Genomic DNA, 17,520 nt, shown 5'->3' with positions numbered 1-17,520 from the left:
TGTAAAATTATGGCAAGCAATAAATCAATTATGGATAGGAGGACAATAATTTACGGGGTTGTCTTCTCTATAGCGTCTTATGCATCTGCAGCAGTTTTAGCCCTTAGTTTAGGGGCATATGCACTCAGCTCATTTTTAGACCCTATAGTGACTTTAACAATTCCGCTAATACTTATTTCTGTTGGTTTACAAGCTATGAACAAGAAGTTCAGCGTAATCTTCCTTACGCTGTTTAACGCTCTACTTTATGCGGTTTCTGGTCTATTATTTATGGTACCTACACTAGTCATAGCAGGTATTATAGACGAGTTCGTATCGTGGGTGGTGGGCTTTAGGGGGTTGAGAGCGGTGTTGGTGAACACGACTATTGTAGGGGGCTTAGTGGGGATCCTGAGCGTTGTTTTCGGTATACTAATGGTGGGGCTGTATGGGGCAATTCCGTTCCACGACTTAGTTTTGGCTTATGTAATATTTACCGTGATATACTTCGTGGAGAGCGCTATAATGGGGTTAATATCATTCAAGATAGGAGATTATCTGATTAAGTCTGGTGTAATAAAGTCTTGACTATTGAAACTATTTTCATACTTTTTCTTAGATTTTCTCTCCTTTTCCATGCTTAACATGGGGGAAATACGTTCCATAAGCGAGTATAAAGCCCTATGGCGGATAGCCATAAAGAGAATCTGCTTCTCCAGTGTCAAACGTTAAAATGAAATAAAGTGATTATTATTGGGTGATGAATGACTTTGCTCCTGATTCGTGAAGAAAACAGCAGGACTGACTTGTTCTATGAAGGCAGTACAATTTACCACTTTCTGTTTTTAAACTCTTCGTAAACCTTGATCTGCTCTGGAGATACACTTGGCTTCACTTGGGATAAGACCTTTACGAAATCGTTAAACGTGACTTGAGTCCTCAATACACCGGTAGATGCCCCCTCTTTCAACAGCTCTCTCTTCACTTCTTCTACCACGAGTTTCAAATCTGCTGGTGTGTAACCCTCAGTTATCCTTGCTACGTTATAAAGCGTTTGGTCGTCTACGTTTAGCCCTTTGCATAACACTTTCAATACGCTTATCCTGCCCTCTAAGTTAGGTGGTGGGACATAGATTATCTTATCAAACCTTCCGGGTCTAAGTATTGCAGGGTCTAAGTCCCATGGTCTATTTGTCGCCCCCACGACAATTATATATTCGTTGTCTCTTATTCCGTCCATTTGGTTCAAAAGCTCGGTCAGTGCTGTCCTCCACTCGTTTTCACCCCGTATCCTCGCTATCATGTCGATCTCGTCTATGAAGACAACAGCAGGTGCGTTATCCCTAGCTATGTGGAACTTTTCAGCTATAACCTCCCCAGCTTGAAAAGGTCCTACTGAAGAGATCTCCTCACCTGATAGAATTATAAAAGAGGCGTTCAATTCGTTTGCTAGTGCTCTTGCTACGCTGGTCTTACCAGTGCCTGGAGGTCCGTAAAGTAAGATCCCTTTCACGGGTTTTATCCCGAGCTTCTCAGCCATTTCCTTATTCTTTATGGGTAACTCTACAGATTCCCTTATCACCTTTTTAACCTCTTCTAAATCACCTAAATCGTCCCACCTTACTTCTGGTACTCCATAGGGTTTTTCACCGATCTTATGCCTTGTGTATTTCTTAGCTAAGTTTTCGAATTTTATTACTGACGATATGGGCACTGACGGTTTATAGTTATCGAGAGCGTTAAGGAAGTCTTGAGTACTCGGGGATCTTCCTTCCTTTTCAGCCTTCAGTTTTACCTCTTCTACTATTTCTCTTATGTCAGCAGGGGAAAGTCTGTTGCTCTTCTTAGCTAAGGCTTTGCAGTCCACGTTAAGCCCTGAAGTGTAACCGCACCATATCTCCTCCCTCGCGTTCTCGTCCGGTAAAGGTACGTAAATTACCTCGTCGAATCTCCCAGGTCGTAATAACGCTTCGTCAATTTCTTGGGGGAGGTTCGTAGTCCCTATAATCAGAACCGGGATGTTATTGTCGTGGAGCTCTTGTAGCCTCATTAATAGTATGTTTATTAACCTATGAGTTACCTCATGTACGTCTCCTTCCCTCTTCAACGTAAACCCGTCTATCTCGTCTATCATCACAATTGCAGGGGCGTAAAGCTCGACAGTGTCGAAGAAATTATTTATGAGGTATTCACTTTCACCGTACCACTTGCTTAACACGTCAGTAGCCCTAAGCTCAAAGTAGTTCCACCTAAGCTTGTTTGCCAACGCTTTTGCTATACTGGTCTTACCTGTACCGGGAGGTCCGAAGAGGATCACCCCGTAAGCCCTCCTTTTCTCGATGACGTATTTTGAAGCCTCCTCCAGCCTCTGTTTGACATCTTTCATATCGTATATTTGCTCCCACTTTACTGACGGTATAAGGGTCATCCTCTTGGTCAACTGTTTGGTGTTAGATGTTCCCACCCTCATCATTCTGAGGTAGTATAGGAAGATTATTAGCGGGATTACAAAGAACAAAATTTGTATACCCAGTTCTAAGAAGTTTATGTAGGAAGACAAAAGTGATGGTTGTGAAGGAGCTGTGGCGTTGCTATTCATAATACAATTATTTGTGTAGAGGGATAAAAAAAAAAAAGATATCTAGTCAGCGAGTAACCGCCTCTTCACTTTTCAGGCCCCCCTAAAACTCATCACACGATCCTTCTTAGTTTGGCTGTTACCTCTGGGTAAACGTTTTCTGGAACGATTAAAATAGTAACGTTTATTTCGTCAGTGTACTTATATATCTCATTAAGGACGTGTTCCACTATCCTCGAGTTATTCTTACAGTTAGGGACCCCTACCCCTATTAGAAAATAAGCGCCATCTTCATCTATGAAAAGACCCGCGTTATCTACCAGCTCAGAGAATTTCTTAAACCCTTCTTCAATCGCCCTGTCCATAATACTAATTATACTCCTTATAGTATTTATTCCTATTATACGAAGCATATATATACTCGTAATAATAGTCGCTCTGTATCACTGGACAAAACTCCACAATACTACGCTAACGCTGTTCATAGACATTGCTAGGGCTGCATACTCCGGTGGTAAATACAACGGGTAGAGGAGACCAGAGGCTATAGGTACCAGAATAGAATTATATGCTAATGCCCAAGCAATATTTTCCTTTATCTTCCTTACAGTCCTCTTACTTTGCGCTACTAAGTCCAATAACGACTCGAGGGAGGGGATGATGACATCTCCCGCATACTTTGCTATATCCGTCCCAGTAGAGATGGCAATTCCCACGTAAGCCTCTTTAAGTGCCATAGCGTCGTTAACTCCGTCACCTACAAATGCCACTTTCTTTCCTAAGTTCCTTACGACTTCAACTTTGTCCTCAGGTGAAAGGTCCTTATACACTTTTACCTTTAGTATCTCACCCACTCGATCAGCAAATTTGCTCGAGTCACCCGTAGCTATGATTACCTCGTAACCACGTCTCTTTAACCACTCCACTACTTTAATCGCCTCTTCCTTTATCTCGTCCTCCAACCAAATATACCCGGTGACCTTTCCTTCTACACACACTAGCACGTCTGCATCTTTGCCTTCCCCTTCACAGTTCCTCAATACGAACTCTCTCTTTCCTACTAGTACTTCTCTTCCGTCGACCTTTCCGTATATCCCTTCTCCCTTAAATTCAGTGTAGCCCTCCACGTCCCGTTTACCTTTAGCTAACGAAGCTATTGCCTTGGCTACAGGGTGGTTGCTGAGCTTTTCCAGATGTGAAGCCAGTTCCACATCCCCCTCGTATTTTGCGACTCTGATTTTACCCTTTGTTACTGTCCCGGTCTTATCGAAGACAAACACCTGAACCTCCTTAAGCCTTTCTAATGCCTCACCGTTCCTGACGACGATACCCTTCTTTATCAACTTCCTTAGCCCAACGATTATAGCCATGGGAGTTGCGAGACCGAAACCACAAGGACATGCTGACGCCAGAACCGCGACTGTTATTAGTACGGAAAAATAGAGGGGGAAATGTAATACGAAAAACCACACTGCAAAAGCTATTACTGAGATCGCGATAATCGTGGGCACAAAAACGGCTGAGATCTTGTCAACTAACTGTTGTATTGGTAGTCTTGTGGTTTCAGCCTCTCTTATAGCCTCTACTACTTGGGACAAGTAAGTCCTCTCTCCGGTCCTCGTTACGAAGACCTTTAGGTACCCCGAATTGAGGATCGAACCACCGATTACGGGGTCTCCTTTGATTTTTCTTGTAGGTACTGATTCTCCAGTGTATATCGACTCATCAACGTAGCCGTCTCCTTCGTCGACTACTCCGTCAGCGGGTATAACTTCACCGCTTTTCACGATTACTACGTCGTTTACCTTCAGTTCCGAGGCGTTTACCTCTATTATTCCAGAGTCTGTTATTTTCTTCGCCTTTACGTTAATGAGTGAGAGGACTTGTTCGCTAGCTCTTTCCTTTAAATAAGCCTCTAGTGTCTTACCTACTAAAATAAACGTAATAAGTAAGGAGGAGGCTGAGAAAAAGGGGTTAGAGAGTGAAAATAGGCTGTAGAACCATGCTATATTAGACGAAAGTGAGACCAGAACGTCCATATTAGTGGTCTTGTTTCTTAGGGCTCTGATCATTCCTTTGTGAAACCTTAGACCAGAGTAGAACTGGACTGGGATCGAGAAGATTAATTGCAGGAGTGGAGAGGCTGATAATAATACTAACGAAGTGAAAATTGAAGAAACCACTAGCCTGGTCAACAAGTCTTTAAAGTCGGATTTTCTGCTTTGTTTTAAGTCTGTAATTTCTGCCTTATACCCTCTCTTTTTGAGCTCCTCTACGACGGTTTGAGGTGAAGTAGTCATTGGGTTTATTTCGACAAGGAGATTGTCTCTCCCAGCTCTAACGTTGATTACTCCATCGAGGTTTTCTACTATCTCTTTGACTTTCCGTATTTCCTCCTCACTTACGTCCAGGCTCATGTTAAATTTTTGTGTTATTACATCATATCCGGCTTTTCTAACGGCGTTTATAACGTCCTTTAGCTTCGCTCCTTCAATAACTATTTTCGCCTCACCTGAAGCTAGATTAACGTTAACCTCCTCAACACCTGGCACTCCTTTAATAGCTTTTGATACTGTAGATGCACACGTCGAACAGTGCATCCCTACAATTTTCAGCTCTTCTTGTTTCTTTATCCTGAGTTCCATTCAAGGCATTCCCTGCGGGCCTTCTTTTAAGTACTTATCGGGGTCTTTTTCAAACGCTTTCTTGCAGCCGTTACTACAGAAGTAATATACTGTTCCTTTGTACATCGTCTTATAGGGAGTTGTGTCGTCTACTTCCATACCGCATACGGGACATATATGCGTCATAATCTATAAATCCACAGGAGAAATTTTTAAGCTAACGTTTACAACGTAAAATTGTATACGTAATCGTGTAGCTTTTTGTAAAAAAGTGTCTTGTAACACGGTCAATATAAAGACAAAGTATATTATCAGCACGGATTTAAGTTACATTATGGAAAGGAGTAAACTCTCTCAGTTAGAATACAAAGTGCTCCAAATGCTTAGAGAAGACGGGAGGAGGAGTGCCAGTAGTATAGCTAAGGAATTAAGCGTAAGTAGGGCTACCGTTGCGAAGGTGATTAAATCGTTAAAGGATAAGGGCGTTAAGTTTACAGTGGATTATCAGGAAGAGGGAGAACTGATACTATTTTTAATTTCTCGTCAGTGCATAGAAGGAAGTGCGGAGTGTTATAAACTCATAGACGGTAAATACATTTCGCTAGCAAGGGGAAAACTACATGAAATAGAGGAGATTCTGAGTAAAGTTGAGGACGAGAAGGAATACTTTATTTCAACCCAGAAGGTGAATACGGTGACAGTTATAAGAGGCGAGCTTCGTTGTGACTACTGCGGGGGAGAGATAAGGGGTGATCCCATCACTTTTAAGTTAGGTAAGAGGATATACTATACGTGCTGTAGGACTTGCGAAAAAGAACTTAGGAAGAGGTTAAGTAAAACAAACGGTTAAAAGGTAGGGGGACTACTCTAGTATTTACGCGTGGTGTAACTTAATTTCTTTAATTATTTCTAATCCCGCCAGACGAATATCCCTTTTAAATGGATCATAACATATTTAAGCTCAACTCGCTAGAACTAGTCGAGGGATAAATCCTATCTTCTCATCCGAATCTCATTATCACTTCCGCCCTCATGAGCAGAGCCAGTCATTAGCTGGGAGGTGGTAAAAAGAAAACTTATGGATGATATTTTATAAACATAACCCACAGTAAGGCGTTGGAAGTGATTAAAAAGTATTTAAGATTACATAGCGGAAATGTTATAGTCTATGGAATTGGTTCTAACGGGGTTCACCTCTGATGGTAGGGTATTCAGAAAAGTATATTATGACAAAGAGGGGAAGAGGCTGATAGAAATTCTCATGAACGATAAGGTGATTGTTAAGGTCGGCGATTTAGTATATGAGGGTGTAGATTACCTGAAGCCTTTAGGTTTAAAAGCTGAGTGTGAGAGGACTGATGTATTGGATCTCTTTATAAGGAATAAGAACGAAAAGGTCAAGTTTGCTTACTACTTACATAAGGAAGACATGTTAGTACCTTTCGTAGGTGAAGCTGAGTTGGATAGGGTCGCCCAGGAGATCGTGGATAGATACATTTTGGAAATTTTGGGGGAAAGTGAAAGCAGTTGAACTAGTTGACTACTTGAAGGGTCAAAGATTCTTTAGCAAACAGTTTCACTTTAATTCTTCGAATATCTTTTCGAAAGCTTTTACTTCCCTTAAGGGTCTTCCACTTCCGCCTCTTTCGGCTGCAAGTATTTCAGCCACGATGCTTAGAGCGATTTCCTTATCGCTTTTAGCCCCTATGTCTAATCCGGCAGGTATTCTCAGCTTTTTGAGCTGTTCTATACTTATTCCGGCTTGTATAAGCCTTTTCATGATGACCTTAGACCTTTTTATGCTCATAACGACCGCTATCTCTTTAGCCCCTCCTAAAATGGATTTCATTATCGCCCAGGTGTCGTAAACATGTTTTGTAGCTACTATGACGTATTTGTCCTTAACTACTTCGTCAGGTACTTTAAAGGAGTCTCCTTTTATCACCTCATCAGCCTCGTAAGATACATCATCAGCAAAGGGATCTACTACGGTCACTTTATACCCTAAGTCCTTTAAATAGCGGGATAGAATGGGGGCTATGTTTATGCTTTTTCCTACACATTTTGTCTTGTCCACTTTTACGCTATCTCTATCACAAAACACCGGTTCTTCGATTTCAGCTTCTCTACTTGAAGTGAATATGACTATGTCCATAAGACGATATACGAAAAGAAAAATAAAAAGGATAATTAAAATACCTTATATGTACTAATAAAGAATCCTTTCAGTCTTCTCCGTAAATTTCCTTAATCTGAGCAGTTACTTTGTCTAGTGCTGTCTTCTTCTCTTTGTACTCTTTGAGCAGCTCTAATAATTTCTTACCCTTATCAGTGAGGTAATACAGACCGTCCTTTGAGGTTATTAGGTCTTTCTCTACGAGCCTGTTTATATAGTTGTTTGTTAATTCATAGCTTAGATTAGCTTTGTACATTAACCAAGTCTTCTTTGCACCGTTCTCGCATTGAGATAGTATATCATGTATAATTTCGTACCTTGTCCTCTTTTTTCTTCCCATTACAGTTTCTGTCATCAACATGTAATAGGATAAGAAACTTAAAAATTTTACTTCTATTTTGTTAGAGTTATAAGGGTGATATCAAAGATACTATCTCAATCTCAATCTCGTTATATACAAAAACAGTATAAGAAAAGTCTCATTGATACTAAAGTTTCCTCCAAAATTATGTTCAATATACTGAAAAATCTGACTAAATATTTCCGATTATTCATAATTCTCTCTAAACTTGGTAAAGAGGAGCCACGAGGCGTAAGAAGCTGATTTTACAGAACTTATAGTAGGAAAAAGATTCCATTCGACCTCTCCATGAGCTAAAAGGTTCCTCACGTTAATGGAAAGACGAAAAGTCAAACTAAGCTTCTCGTCCATAAACTTCTCAGCCCATGACAGCAAAGAACCTTGTGAGAAAGGAAAGGTCTCACCGTTAACTTTAACCTTGTACCTGCTCCAGCCCTTCCTCCGTATGTATAATTTTAACTTTCTGTAGTCTAACCCCTTTACTTTTACCTTCTTGTCCTTGTACTTTATAGTAACTCCACCGGACAAGTACTCAGAGTAAAGTGCTCTTAAACTCATCTCTAGAATTAGGTAAATTTCTAACGTGGCTACCTCGTTTATTCCTAAGGATATTAGTTTAAGAGCGTCAGATTGGATCTTTTTCACCTTTTCTGGTAGATCCTCCTTTAATTCCCCTTCACCGAGTATTACATATGGTATGTTGGCTAAGAATACTCCAACAGTATCTTCTATGTTTTCAACCTTAATCTTTTCATTTCTTATAATTACATAACCATCATCGTAATGGATGTTCTTCAGTACTTCCTTTAATAGCTCTTTATCTCCTTTTTTCTCGTACTGAAAAAAGGACTTTATCTCTTTCAGTATTAGCTTTCTTGCATTCAACAATTACTTTAATTGTGATCACCTCTTAAAGATTAAAATGCCCGGAGGAAGAGGAAGAATTGGTCTAATTTTACCCGCAAATAACGCTGCAATGGAGTATGATATGTGGAAAATGGCTCCAGAAGGGGTGACAATTCACTCAACCAGGATGAAGCCCACAAGGGGATGTGAGCCTGAAAACGTTGAGGAGTTCGAGAGGGAATTAAAATATGTTTCTTCTTTACTCGAGGAGGTGTCTGACATTATTGTATACGGTAGGACATACGGGACCCATAAACACGCTGATGTAATTAGGAAGGCAATAAAAAAAGAAGTCATAATACCCGAGGAGGAGGTATACGGATTATTAAAGGAACTTAAAGTGAAGAAAATATGGGTAGGTACTCCGTACGTTAAGGAAAGGACGTTGGAAGAGGTCGAATATTGGAGGTCTAAGGGCTTTGAAGTAATAGGCTACGACGGTTTGGGTAAGGTAAAAGGCGTTGATATTTCAAACACTCCCGTATTCACGGTGTATAGACTGGTTAAGAGAAATATAGATAGGGTGATTAATGCTGACGCGGTGTACATAGCATGTACTGCTTTGTCTACTTATGAGGCAGTGACTTATTTATATGAAGATCTAGGTATGCCGGTGATATCTGAAAACACAGCTACTATGTGGGGATCATTAAGAAAATTAAGAATAAAAGGGAGAATACCAGGGATTAACATTTAGAATTATATTGGAGTAAAGTTATTTCTAATAGTCAGTTACCTTAATAATCAATTCTGATCAGAAATTAAAGAGCTTTTACTTACTCTTAAATAATTGAATTTAGGATAATAATGTTTATATACAAGAAATTAAAAAAACATACTATATGTTAAATTCCGTTAGGCTCACTCTCAATTCACCTAGATCTGAAATCATGAAAATCTTTACTGATCCTTTTAGACTTAGTGGAGTTATCTCCCATGCTGTAATTCTTCAAGCTTATGATGATAACCTCAGTAGGTTTGTAAGTCCTTCGCAAGCACTTAAAGATAAAATCCCCAAACTCTACAAGGTCTTATATGTTTTCGGCACTCCAGACACCGGTATTAAAACTCTAATCGGGACATTAAAAGGGCCTGAAATAATTACCGGTGGAGTTCAGTATAAAGGTAAAGACGATGAAAACACTTTTGAACTTAATATGCAGATTATGTCACAAGAGATAACTAGCAAGACGGTAGTTACTATTACCACTAATTTAGTTTATAATCCGTCTATAAAACATAAGCTGTTTGGAAAGGAAATAAAAGAACTTAAAGACCGATTTAACTTCCCCGAACATATCGTAAAAGAACACATAGTACCCTACTTAAACTTGACCTACAAACTTGAAGAAGTAGTGTATCTGCTGTCGGAGTGATGCACTCACTTTTTATATCGAGACTGTTAACAGTGAGTGAAGTGAAAGGCGAAAGTAAGGGTACAAAAAGGAGATTTCATTTCTATTTACCCGAAGAGAAGATTGTCCAATACATTGCAAAGATCATAGAGGTTATTCTACTTGTAGCTATAGGAATAGTTATAGTGTACACAGTAATAGACATTTTCTTGTTAATTCCTTCAGGCCTGCTGAGCGAGATATTCGGACTTGTCGGTAACGCGTTTCTTGTTGTAGTGCTTCTTGAGCTATTTCAAAGTATAGTAGACTTTGGAAAAGGGAGAGGGAGGAGTGTAGTATACGTTATGGACGCTACCATGAGCTTCGTCCTAAGGGAGGTCATCATCGAATTAATCAACGGAGTGAGCAGCATGTCTGTTCTTTTATACTTGGCCTCCATAATCCTGCTCATAGCATTCAGTAGGTTCCTGATCTCCTTTAGGCTCACGAAAAAAGAGCGTAAACATTAGGTGCAGTTTTTCCGTTTTTGTTAAATTATATTAAAAAGCTTTAATTTAATCACCACAATGTTAATGATTATGATAGACGTAAATGACTTCCAACCCGTATTGAGGATGGGCATTACGATAGATGAAGAGGCATATATTGCGAGGAAACTTTCCTCAATGATTGACATAAAAAAAGAGAGGATTCTGGACATAGCTCCGGGTAACTGTCTGATCCCTATTTATCTCTCCTTAGAACTTAATAAGGAGATAAGCGGAGTTGACGACTGGAAGTATTTCAAGAAGGATGAGGCTGAGAGATTAATAAGAAAGTATGGTGCCAGAGTGAATTTGTTTTATGGTCTCCCTCAAATCCCCTTTAAGGATAATAGTTTCTCTCTAGTTTACAGCGTAATGTACTTTTACAACCTAAAAAGAGAGATAATGAAAGTACTTGTTTCTGAGATAAGGAGAGTTCTTGAAGGTCAAGGTACTGTTCTAATAGTAGATCCTATAATGACTAGAGGGAAGATAAGAAAGGAGATGGAAGAGGGGAAATTTAAACTTGTAGAATATACTGAAGCAAATGCGTTATCTTTTAGTAAGTGGGAAAAAATTAGTTAACTTCGTCACTCCAGCCTATAGTTAAACTTAGATTTAGAGATACTTAAGAGTACTACTCCAACTAGAAGGATGAGTATAGGAATGAAAAATTTAGGCTCTGGTGCAAGTTGGTTAAAGTAAGGTATATAATTAATGGCGGGTGTTACGTCTATCAGGAATATTATTATCGACAGAATAGTAAGGAATAAGCCCGTAATTAGTGTGGTATAAGAATACGTGTACTTTACGAATAGGTCATGCCAGTCTACTTCTCTTGTCTTAACTAAGTAAGCTCCGTTCTTCATGAAAGTAAGGGAGTAATCCTTTCCGATCATGGCGAAACCGTTCATGTGGCCGAAACCTAATTCCCTTGCTTCCTCATTGCCCTTCTTGACGTTGAACTTTATTATCTCAGCCCACTCCTTTGGATTCTCCACGTTCTTGCTTTCTATCACATTTCCTTGGTCGTCAAATTTGATATGTCCAACATAGCCCTTGAAAGTCATGTTAAACACCTCCGCTATTCTCGATTGCGAATTTTATTACATAGTCCCAGTTAGTCTCCTTAGCCCTTACAAAATATACCATGTCCTTAATTACCGCAAGTCCTAAATCATCGACTATCATGGCATATCCTAATAAGGGATCTAATAGCTTAAGTCTCTTAGCCTCTTCTTTTCCTATTTCCATGTTTTCCTTAAGTATCTTAGCTAACTTAGATAAGTCCACTTTAGTGATGTCCATTCCATAAATCTTCTCCAAGTGTTCACCGCTAAAACGGTAAACTGCCAATAAACCTGGTATTTTTTGGAAAGTAATTTGTGACATTTATTAATATTTTGAATTTAGGCTTTAAAAATATATCTTTGAAATTAGTCTAATATTATTAAAAAACAAGACTTATTTACTTAAACCTCAAGGCAAAAAGATAGTAGTTTTAATAATCTTCTGGCTCCGAAAACTCGTTTGTGAAGTCCAATTTCCAGTATCAACCCAGAAGTTGTTACAGTTAAAACGGGGGATGGAGAGACACTGACTCCCTCCCGGCCCTGGAACGGTAGACCCAAAATCATATTAGAAAAAATATTTCTGATAGGATAATATCTAATCCGTGAAGATAAAGAAATTTATAAGAGTGCAAAGAATTGAAGAAAGGGTTTAAGGTGAGGGAGATAGAGTATTACCGTGTGATTAACCAAGATGGTGATACCCGGTCTCCCTCACCAAAATAACATTCAACAAATAGGATATAAATTACTTTCCATGCTAAACTTTAATGGAAAGAAAGGAGAAAAGGTAGCAAAAACCCTCATCTCTGCTTGTTTGTGGAACGACTCTGTTGAGAGCAAGTCCAAAGCGTATGACGTATCCCCACAAACCGTGAGGAACTACGTAGAAAAACAAGGGATAGAAGTAATTGAAAAACTATTGGAAAGAGTGAGAAAAATATCCTTAGAAGTACTGAAGGGAGTAAAGGAGGTAGACCTCTCAATAGACTGGACAACCAAGACGTGGTACGGGAGACCAGTGAAAGGACTCGGAAGTTCAGAGAAGGGAAACTCGTGGAACTACGCAACTGCAACAACCAAGTATAAGGGGAGAATACTTTTACTTGCCTTTATTCCGCAAGTGAACGGTATGACTAAGGACGAGATAGTGAAGATCCTCGTGGAGCAAGTTGTTGCAATGGGATTCAAGATAAGGTTGATAACTCTTGATGCCGGTTTCTACACTATTGACGTGATCAACTTCATTTCACAGTTTAATTACATAATTGCTGTCCCGGTTGGTTACGTTAAGGTTTATGAGGAGTTTGATGGTGATTACAAGACTAATAGTAAGAGGCATAGGAAGGATGAGCAAGTCAAGTTCAGACTTCTCGTGTATAGCAGGGAAAAAGTGAGGAGAAAGAAGAAGAGGTTTGTTTATTTTGCTAGGGCTACTAATCTAGACTTGCCCAAGAGGGAAGTGTTGGATTTGTACAATAAGGTGAGAGGTCCAATAGAGACGTCATATAGGAACATTAAGGCTTTTCTCCCATTTACTAGTTCTACTAAGTTTGTTTTCCGCACGTTGATCTTCGTACTAGCCCTTGTACTCTACTCTTTATATACCGTAATCAAGGATGAGATGGGGAGAGAGGAGTTTAGATTATTATTAATTCTTTTATTTTTTCCAGATTTATTCAATCCGGAGAATTTTACAATTAATCTAGTGGAAACACTTATTTACACTATAGATTTATTTTTAAGGAGGTGATTTTGGGTCTACCGTGGAAGGGCGAGGGTTCTCTCAGGGCGGTTCATCGATCCCACCATCAGTTCGGGACTACATTTGGTGGGCAGTCGGGTAGCCAGAGAGCCCCTTGAGGGCTTTCATCCATAACCTCTAGTCCCTTGAGGGAAAGATAATGGTTGCTCCTCCCAAAGTCCCACTAAACCCTCGATCGAGCTGGGGGAGCTGGGGGAGCTTCCGGTATAAAAACTTTCCTTAAAAATTGAGCATAGTCCACACTACTTACGCCATGAAACCTGCTTTACTCACTAATGTTAAACTGCTTATTTTAGTACAATTAATTTATCTTTTGATACGTCTATTCCTGCAACTGGGGGCCTCCAATTGTACTCACCCTTATGTTTTATTCGGGCTTTTTGCCCAACTTCCGGTCCGAGTTGGAGGCGGCCAAGCTCCCCATCGGGCTTTAAGCCCAAGGAGCGTCACGGCCTACACCCCAGTCAGATCTGTATTACCCAGATCTGACTAATATGTTTTATATAAGGAGCGTCATTAGTGTCGCTAAAAGATTTCTGAAAAAGGAGTATTTAAATACAGGACTATCCATCCCCTTGGCGAGGCTTTTCGCCCCCTTAACCTCATTTTTTGTAAAGAAATTTAGAATAAATAAAAAAGCTCGGATTTTATAGCGATCTGAAGAAAAACCCTGTAGTACTAAAGAAAGATCCCACGAAACTCAGGGCCATTATATAAGAGTATATTGGGTCTAAACTCGAGTAGAACAATAAACCTCCGGCTGCAGCTATTCCTATAAATAGGATATTGGCGGTTGATAGGTAAAAAAGCACTTTGTCTTTACTTATCGTCCCTAGAGCAAATAACGCAACACCCAGAAAAGCTGTAAGCATTGCGAAACTTATGTGGAGCGATAATAGTGCTGATTGATAAGCGTTAATTAAAGGAAATTTATCATAAAGTAGAGTAGCTAAACCGAAAGCGAAAAGAAACGTTAAAGAAAGGAGTTCTAAGCCTGCAAATATAGGTACTATTCTTGATCTTTGATAAAGTGCCATACTTATCAAAAATATGTTAATAATTAATAGTTAAAAAAGTTTAGCTATATACTCATATAATATTGACTCTTCTGGGTTACTTCCACGGTGATCGCCGTAGATGAAAATAGCACACCTAAAAATCCGATACCCATCATTAATGCATACATAGGGTCTGTATAACCGCCGAAATAGAATAATCCCTCAAATGCAGCAAATATACAGAATAAAACGTTAAGTAATCCTAGAGCTTTCAACTTAAGGTTATTACTGCGCATCGCAGCAGCAATTATGAAAAAGCTTAGTATTACAACAATTGCCGCACCATATATATGGGCTGTTATCGCATTACCTACAAGCCCTAAGTTAAAGATAGGGATTGCCATTCCTGCACTGTAAAGTACGATGAGAACTATAAGTTGGAATGTGGTAGGCATTAGGATGTAATTTTCAGAATACATTAAGCTTATGGTTCTATTTATAAAATTTGTTACACTCATCAAAAAATACTATACAAGTGTAATTAAAAAATTTTACCTTAACTTTCTAAATAGGTATAAAAATAGAAGCGAAGCGAAGAGCATGTAAAATCCGGCTGCAAAGATCGTAGCTGACTCAACACCAACAGTATTGTTTGTAAAGAAGTTAAAGGGAATTGATAAGAACACAAAAAAGATGAATCCTAGAGAGGCTAACAAGGTGTAAACAAATAAACTCTTATTCATTTATTTCACCGGGAAGGTCTCCCAGATTATATTATACGCTATAAATAGTGCCATTGCAATAGTTCCCCCGAAGATTAATCCGAGAACGAAAAGACCCAACTTGGTCATTTTATCACCCCTGCTGTTGGAACGGATTTCCAAAACTTGTTAATAACCTTGTGTAACAATTCGTTGGAGTCTGTCCTTTTTGCAGTAGCAACTTACTACACCCTGTGTTCTCGTCGTAGCTTGAAAGAGTTGCGAACCCAGACAAATCATTACTCCTGCCCAAAATAACAGGGGCGTTAGGGTTCATACCAACGGCATAAAGATAGTCAGTGTTTGGGTCCCAATAGAGTTGAACGTAAGGCAAGGGTCTTACAGTCGGTCCAGTCACTACACTAGCACCTTTATATGGATCGTAAGTGGAGCCATGACAATCACAATGTATAACCCCGTAATTAATGCCTTGGGATACGATTATGTTGTATACATCAGAGGGGATGTAGTTAGGGAAAGGTCCATTTGGCTGAACTAGATTAGGCGGATAATAATGGATTTCTGGAGGAATACAACCGAGATGTTGACATATAGCACTATAAGCTACAATTGACTTATTTGGCCCTACTCCCCCTGGAAAAGTATACGTTGCACCATTTTCTGGGATTGTAACAGTTGTAGACGGTACCGCCACTGGGTTTCCGTTCTTATCACCAATGTTGATCAAGAAAGTTATATCGCCCTGCATAGGGTATTGAAAGACTAAAATCGCTGGGTTGTTTACCGGTAGCTTAGAGGCCTCTATTGGGTTTCCGTTTGAGTCTGTTACTATCATCCACGGAAAATCCTTAAGTGTAATTTCCGGTTGGTTTAAGTAACCGAGAACGGGTAGTACGGAAACCACAGCCAATGCTCCTATTCCTATTAGTAGTCCTTTTAAGAACATCCTCCTCTCGGGGCTTAACGGGCCTACGTTGTCTTCAGCATATTTAAAAAGATAGTCTCTCCCTTTCTTTATGAACGCTTTCTCGTCGAATTTTGTAGGTGGATTCCTCATTTTATAAATGAGACGGTGTAAAAATATTAGGTCATCCCTTTCGAGAACGAAAGGTTTCATTTCTTTTCACAAATTTAGTTATAGTTGAAATCTTTAAATTTTTATTTTATATCTTTACAAACTTACAATATTGTTCTTATTGATGATTAAAACTATTCATAATGTTTAATGTAAATCTTTAATACACAGATTAAACTATGTTAAATTTACATTTATAATGCTAAATTATTTTATTTATATAAACTAAATTTCAAAAATAAATAAATCACAGAAAAAGTTAAATATAATGATAATTACAATAGAATTTAGGTGAACGAAAATAACATTAGCTGATAAAATAAAACATGAAGCCGAAACGGTATGGTTTATCGTTATGCTTGCAATAAGTCTAGGTTATTTCTCATGGGAAATAGTCCAAATTCAGGCAGGCACTAATGTAAGCTTCAGATATGGTTTACCACTTTACAGTGGTATGCCCAAACAAGCTCAGGAGGCTGTAACATATTTCAATGCACATCCTCCAGTAAACCATACTTCCGAAGTCGTCGACGGCATTCTCGTAGTTAATATGACAGCTTATCAATACTATTACTCGCCTAACCTAATCAAAGTCACTCCCGGACAACAAATAGTTCTGATCATTAACTCGCCGCAAGTTATAACCGGGATATACTTGCGTTTACCAAATGGTGTCATAAACGTTAATGCAGTACCCGGAATACCGAGTTACGTATACTTCGTTGCACCTACTACACAAGGTAACTATACGTGGTATGAACCCGAATACGCGGGTTACGCTTTTTCAACAAATATGACCGGAGTTCTGGAGGTGGTTTAAATGGCTTACACTCTTGCTATCCAATTTGAAAAAATTAAGAAACAGCAGTTATGGGACTTTAACGTAACTTAAAGATTTTCATCAGCCCCGGCGGTCCACCTAAATAACGTTCAACGAACCTGAGGAACGCCTCCACGCTCCTCAGGTTAAGAGCCCCCACCAGCTCCCTGACAACATTGGTCATGATGGTGAAGATCGTGAGGTAACCCTGAAGCCTCTCTCTCCTCCAGAACGAAGAGTCCTCCAGTCCAAGGGCCTTGGCGTCCCTGTGGAGCTTCTCGATCTCCCACCTCATCCTCCATGCCTCCTCCATCTCCTCCTCGCTGAGCGAGAGATCGGTCGTGTAGAGGTACCTAACGTGTGTACCGGAGTCACCTTTATATTCTTGGACTAACAGTTTTACCGTAATCACTTGGGCTCCCAAGGTTAGGTCGGCGTAGTAGACGCCGGGGGGTAAGTCTCCCACTCGGAGGTGTCCCTCCACCTCCTCGAGGGTCCCCCGGGCCGACTCGACCCTGAGGAGCCTCCGGTTGGACTTGAGCTCAGACACCACGTTGTCCTTCACGA

22 protein-coding genes and 1 pseudogene are annotated in these 17,520 nt (G+C 39.7%); 9 read left to right on the top strand and 14 right to left on the bottom strand.

Features of this window, described 5'->3' with window-relative positions:
• The first annotated feature begins 9 nt into the window (after positions 1-9).
• Positions 10-567 carry an SPW repeat protein gene (locus WIW72_RS08245; protein ID WP_337699269.1) on the top strand — a complete coding sequence of 186 codons (558 nt, stop codon included), beginning with the start codon at positions 10-12 and terminating at the stop codon, positions 565-567.
• A gap of 241 nt (positions 568-808) precedes the next feature.
• Here the strand turns inward: WIW72_RS08245 and WIW72_RS08240 are convergent, their stop codons facing one another.
• The 4 genes from WIW72_RS08240 to WIW72_RS08225 all read right to left on the bottom strand — a co-directional run bounded on the left by WIW72_RS08240 (position 809) and on the right by WIW72_RS08225 (position 5,367).
• The gene (locus tag WIW72_RS08240; protein ID WP_337699266.1) at positions 809-2,578 is read right to left on the bottom strand and encodes an ATP-binding protein; all 1,770 of its coding nucleotides are present in this window, start codon (positions 2,576-2,578) and stop codon (positions 809-811) included.
• A gap of 92 nt (positions 2,579-2,670) precedes the next feature.
• Positions 2,671-2,922, bottom strand: coding sequence for a hypothetical protein (locus tag WIW72_RS08235; RefSeq protein WP_337699265.1), 252 nt, complete (start codon positions 2,920-2,922; stop codon positions 2,671-2,673).
• Positions 2,923-3,000: 78 nt separating this feature from the next.
• Positions 3,001-5,202: a heavy metal translocating P-type ATPase gene (locus WIW72_RS08230; protein ID WP_337699263.1), complete on the bottom strand. Its 2,202-nt coding sequence runs from the start codon at positions 5,200-5,202 to the stop codon at positions 3,001-3,003.
• Positions 5,203-5,367 carry a YHS domain-containing protein gene (locus WIW72_RS08225; RefSeq protein WP_337699261.1) on the bottom strand — a complete coding sequence of 55 codons (165 nt, stop codon included), beginning with the start codon at positions 5,365-5,367 and terminating at the stop codon, positions 5,203-5,205.
• Between the two features lie 148 nt (positions 5,368-5,515).
• On the opposite strand from WIW72_RS08225, the gene WIW72_RS08220 reads away from it, so the two are divergent.
• The gene (locus WIW72_RS08220; RefSeq protein WP_337699259.1) at positions 5,516-6,031 is read left to right on the top strand and encodes a TRASH domain-containing protein; all 516 of its coding nucleotides are present in this window, start codon (positions 5,516-5,518) and stop codon (positions 6,029-6,031) included.
• 318 nt (positions 6,032-6,349) lie between these two features.
• The gene (locus tag WIW72_RS08215) at positions 6,350-6,712 is read left to right on the top strand and encodes a hypothetical protein (RefSeq protein ID WP_337699256.1); all 363 of its coding nucleotides are present in this window, start codon (positions 6,350-6,352) and stop codon (positions 6,710-6,712) included.
• A gap of 45 nt (positions 6,713-6,757) precedes the next feature.
• Here the strand turns inward: WIW72_RS08215 and WIW72_RS08210 are convergent, their stop codons facing one another.
• The 3 genes from WIW72_RS08210 to WIW72_RS08200 form a co-directional block, all read right to left on the bottom strand.
• The gene (locus tag WIW72_RS08210) at positions 6,758-7,336 is read right to left on the bottom strand and encodes an XdhC family protein (RefSeq protein WP_337699255.1); all 579 of its coding nucleotides are present in this window, start codon (positions 7,334-7,336) and stop codon (positions 6,758-6,760) included.
• A 70-nt stretch (positions 7,337-7,406) separates the two neighbouring features.
• The gene (locus WIW72_RS08205; RefSeq protein WP_156005458.1) at positions 7,407-7,712 is read right to left on the bottom strand and encodes a winged helix-turn-helix domain-containing protein; all 306 of its coding nucleotides are present in this window, start codon (positions 7,710-7,712) and stop codon (positions 7,407-7,409) included.
• Between the two features lie 192 nt (positions 7,713-7,904).
• The gene (locus WIW72_RS08200) at positions 7,905-8,603 is read right to left on the bottom strand and encodes a hypothetical protein (RefSeq protein WP_337699253.1); all 699 of its coding nucleotides are present in this window, start codon (positions 8,601-8,603) and stop codon (positions 7,905-7,907) included.
• 37 nt (positions 8,604-8,640) lie between these two features.
• On the opposite strand from WIW72_RS08200, the gene WIW72_RS08195 reads away from it, so the two are divergent.
• The 4 genes from WIW72_RS08195 (at position 8,641) to WIW72_RS08180 (ending at position 11,088) form a co-directional block, all read left to right on the top strand.
• Positions 8,641-9,321 carry a maleate cis-trans isomerase family protein gene (locus WIW72_RS08195; RefSeq protein ID WP_337699252.1) on the top strand — a complete coding sequence of 227 codons (681 nt, stop codon included), beginning with the start codon at positions 8,641-8,643 and terminating at the stop codon, positions 9,319-9,321.
• Positions 9,322-9,466: 145 nt separating this feature from the next.
• The gene (locus WIW72_RS08190; RefSeq protein ID WP_337699250.1) at positions 9,467-10,000 is read left to right on the top strand and encodes a hypothetical protein; all 534 of its coding nucleotides are present in this window, start codon (positions 9,467-9,469) and stop codon (positions 9,998-10,000) included.
• Positions 10,000-10,488, top strand: coding sequence for a phosphate-starvation-inducible PsiE family protein (locus WIW72_RS08185; RefSeq protein WP_337721343.1), 489 nt, complete (start codon positions 10,000-10,002; stop codon positions 10,486-10,488). The genes WIW72_RS08190 and WIW72_RS08185 overlap by 1 nt, the downstream gene beginning before the upstream one ends.
• Before the next feature lie 69 nt (positions 10,489-10,557).
• Positions 10,558-11,088 carry a class I SAM-dependent methyltransferase gene (locus WIW72_RS08180; RefSeq protein WP_337699246.1) on the top strand — a complete coding sequence of 177 codons (531 nt, stop codon included), beginning with the start codon at positions 10,558-10,560 and terminating at the stop codon, positions 11,086-11,088.
• A gap of 5 nt (positions 11,089-11,093) precedes the next feature.
• Here WIW72_RS08180 and WIW72_RS08175 read toward each other — a convergent pair whose 3' ends face one another.
• On the bottom strand, positions 11,094-11,573 hold the full coding sequence (locus WIW72_RS08175) for a hypothetical protein (protein ID WP_337699244.1): 480 nt from the start codon (positions 11,571-11,573) through the stop codon (positions 11,094-11,096).
• 1 nt (position 11,574) lies between these two features.
• Positions 11,575-11,895 (bottom strand): hypothetical protein, encoded by a 321-nt coding sequence (locus WIW72_RS08170; RefSeq protein ID WP_337699242.1) that lies wholly within the window; start codon positions 11,893-11,895, stop codon positions 11,575-11,577.
• A 372-nt stretch (positions 11,896-12,267) separates the two neighbouring features.
• Here WIW72_RS08170 and WIW72_RS08165 point away from each other — a divergent pair, with 372 nt between their 5' ends.
• Entirely contained in the window at positions 12,268-13,326 is a 1,059-nt protein-coding gene (locus WIW72_RS08165) for an ISH3 family transposase (protein ID WP_337699240.1), read from the top strand.
• A gap of 659 nt (positions 13,327-13,985) precedes the next feature.
• Here WIW72_RS08165 and WIW72_RS08160 read toward each other — a convergent pair.
• From WIW72_RS08160 to WIW72_RS08145, 4 genes are all read right to left on the bottom strand, one after another.
• Entirely contained in the window at positions 13,986-14,375 is a 390-nt protein-coding gene (locus WIW72_RS08160; protein ID WP_337699238.1) for a hypothetical protein, read from the bottom strand.
• Positions 14,376-14,419: 44 nt separating this feature from the next.
• Positions 14,420-14,854: a hypothetical protein gene (locus WIW72_RS08155; protein WP_337699236.1), complete on the bottom strand. Its 435-nt coding sequence runs from the start codon at positions 14,852-14,854 to the stop codon at positions 14,420-14,422.
• A 33-nt stretch (positions 14,855-14,887) separates the two neighbouring features.
• Positions 14,888-15,079: a hypothetical protein gene (locus WIW72_RS08150; protein ID WP_337699234.1), complete on the bottom strand. Its 192-nt coding sequence runs from the start codon at positions 15,077-15,079 to the stop codon at positions 14,888-14,890.
• Positions 15,080-15,191: 112 nt separating this feature from the next.
• Positions 15,192-16,175, bottom strand: coding sequence for a Rieske 2Fe-2S domain-containing protein (locus WIW72_RS08145; protein ID WP_337721342.1), 984 nt, complete (start codon positions 16,173-16,175; stop codon positions 15,192-15,194).
• A 313-nt stretch (positions 16,176-16,488) separates the two neighbouring features.
• Here WIW72_RS08145 and soxA point away from each other — a divergent pair, with 313 nt between their 5' ends.
• On the top strand, positions 16,489-16,953 hold the full coding sequence (soxA, locus tag WIW72_RS08140) for a proton pump complex quinol oxidase subunit SoxA (protein ID WP_337699229.1): 465 nt from the start codon (positions 16,489-16,491) through the stop codon (positions 16,951-16,953).
• Between the two features lie 58 nt (positions 16,954-17,011).
• On the opposite strand, the pseudogene WIW72_RS08135 reads toward soxA, so the two are convergent.
• A pseudogene (locus WIW72_RS08135) lies at positions 17,012-17,520 on the bottom strand (IS701 family transposase); the annotation flags it as partial.

The organism is Stygiolobus sp. CP859M (assembly GCF_037389975.1).
Taxonomy (GTDB): Archaea; Thermoproteota; Thermoprotei_A; order Sulfolobales; family Sulfolobaceae; genus Stygiolobus.
Note: the sequence above shows the minus strand (reverse complement) of the source record. Positions and strands in the feature narration are given on the sequence as shown.

Coding starts and splice junctions, on each gene's coding strand:
- WIW72_RS08245 (WP_337699269.1), top strand. CDS start 10: ATGGCAAGCAATAAATCAATTATGGATAGGAGGACAATAATTTACGGG.
- WIW72_RS08240 (WP_337699266.1), bottom strand. CDS start 2,578: ATGAATAGCAACGCCACAGCTCCTTCACAACCATCACTTTTGTCTTCC.
- WIW72_RS08235 (WP_337699265.1), bottom strand. CDS start 2,922: ATGGACAGGGCGATTGAAGAAGGGTTTAAGAAATTCTCTGAGCTGGTA.
- WIW72_RS08230 (WP_337699263.1), bottom strand. CDS start 5,202: ATGGAACTCAGGATAAAGAAACAAGAAGAGCTGAAAATTGTAGGGATG.
- WIW72_RS08225 (WP_337699261.1), bottom strand. CDS start 5,367: ATGACGCATATATGTCCCGTATGCGGTATGGAAGTAGACGACACAACT.
- WIW72_RS08220 (WP_337699259.1), top strand. CDS start 5,516: ATGGAAAGGAGTAAACTCTCTCAGTTAGAATACAAAGTGCTCCAAATG.
- WIW72_RS08215 (WP_337699256.1), top strand. CDS start 6,350: ATGGAATTGGTTCTAACGGGGTTCACCTCTGATGGTAGGGTATTCAGA.
- WIW72_RS08210 (WP_337699255.1), bottom strand. CDS start 7,336: ATGGACATAGTCATATTCACTTCAAGTAGAGAAGCTGAAATCGAAGAA.
- WIW72_RS08205 (WP_156005458.1), bottom strand. CDS start 7,712: ATGACAGAAACTGTAATGGGAAGAAAAAAGAGGACAAGGTACGAAATT.
- WIW72_RS08195 (WP_337699252.1), top strand. CDS start 8,641: ATGCCCGGAGGAAGAGGAAGAATTGGTCTAATTTTACCCGCAAATAAC.
- WIW72_RS08190 (WP_337699250.1), top strand. CDS start 9,467: ATGTTAAATTCCGTTAGGCTCACTCTCAATTCACCTAGATCTGAAATC.
- WIW72_RS08185 (WP_337721343.1), top strand. CDS start 10,000: ATGCACTCACTTTTTATATCGAGACTGTTAACAGTGAGTGAAGTGAAA.
- WIW72_RS08180 (WP_337699246.1), top strand. CDS start 10,558: ATGATAGACGTAAATGACTTCCAACCCGTATTGAGGATGGGCATTACG.
- WIW72_RS08175 (WP_337699244.1), bottom strand. CDS start 11,573: ATGACTTTCAAGGGCTATGTTGGACATATCAAATTTGACGACCAAGGA.
- WIW72_RS08170 (WP_337699242.1), bottom strand. CDS start 11,895: ATGTCACAAATTACTTTCCAAAAAATACCAGGTTTATTGGCAGTTTAC.
- WIW72_RS08165 (WP_337699240.1), top strand. CDS start 12,268: ATGGTGATACCCGGTCTCCCTCACCAAAATAACATTCAACAAATAGGA.
- WIW72_RS08160 (WP_337699238.1), bottom strand. CDS start 14,375: ATGGCACTTTATCAAAGATCAAGAATAGTACCTATATTTGCAGGCTTA.
- WIW72_RS08155 (WP_337699236.1), bottom strand. CDS start 14,854: ATGAGTGTAACAAATTTTATAAATAGAACCATAAGCTTAATGTATTCT.
- WIW72_RS08150 (WP_337699234.1), bottom strand. CDS start 15,079: ATGAATAAGAGTTTATTTGTTTACACCTTGTTAGCCTCTCTAGGATTC.
- WIW72_RS08145 (WP_337721342.1), bottom strand. CDS start 16,175: ATGAAACCTTTCGTTCTCGAAAGGGATGACCTAATATTTTTACACCGT.
- soxA (WP_337699229.1), top strand. CDS start 16,489: ATGCTTGCAATAAGTCTAGGTTATTTCTCATGGGAAATAGTCCAAATT.